Origin of the sequence: Pseudoalteromonas sp. NZS71 (assembly GCF_015864715.1) — a bacterium.
Classification (GTDB): domain Bacteria; phylum Pseudomonadota; class Gammaproteobacteria; order Enterobacterales; family Alteromonadaceae; genus Pseudoalteromonas; species Pseudoalteromonas arctica.
Genome location: NZ_JADYWS010000078.1, coordinates 1 through 859, shown reverse-complemented (window position 1 = coordinate 859; position 859 = coordinate 1). Strand labels below are relative to the sequence as shown.

General features: G+C 41.3%; 1 protein-coding gene. It reads left to right on the top strand.

Annotated features, from left to right (window positions below; genetic code table 11):
• The coding region (locus I6E85_RS20790) for an IS3 family transposase (protein ID WP_197237329.1) at positions 1 to 859 on the top strand (859 nt) is incomplete at both ends.

Here is an 859-nt window from a genome sequence, read left to right as displayed (position 1 = left end):
GAATTAGAAAAGGATATATTAAAAAAGGCTACCGCTCTCTTGATGTCCGACTCCCTGAACAATTCTCGTTAATTGAGAAACTAAATCAACGAGAGCGTTACCCAATTAGCGTGCTGTGTAACGTATTCAATGTGCATCGTAGCAGCTATAAATATTGGGCTATAAGGGATACAACGCCGACACCAGAACAAATAAGGCTAGAGGCTGAAGTTAGAGCAATACATGCAATGAGCGGCGGCTCAGCTGGGGCGCGGACAATCGCGGCAATAGCAACGAACAATGATTTTGAATTGAGTCGTTATCGTGCTGCTAAGCTAATGGTTAAATTAAAGCTTGAAAGCTGCCAAGTACCTCAACATTCATATAAACGCGGCGGTAATGAGCACCTTGAAATTCCAAATCTGCTTGATAGACAATTTGATGTTGTTGAGCCAGATACCGTGTGGTGCGGTGATGTGACGTATATTTGGGTAGGTAATCGCTGGGCTTATTTAGCCGTTATTATTGATTTATTTGCACGTAAAGTAGTTGGCTGGGCCATGTCGTTGTCGCCAGATACTAATTTAACGCTAAAAGCGCTTGAACTCGCGTATGAAAGCAGAGGAAAACCGACAGGACTGATGTTTCATTCAGACCAGGGTAGTCACTATACCAGTTTAAAATATCGTCAACGTTTATGGCGCTATAAAATCAAACAAAGTATGAGTAGGCGTGGAAACTGTTGGGATAATGCACCAATGGAGCGATTTTTTAGAAGCTTTAAAACGGAATGGATGCCAAAGGTTGGATATGGAAATTTTATAGATGCTAAATATAGCGTTAGTGATTATATCAACGGATATTACAACAACGTTAGGCC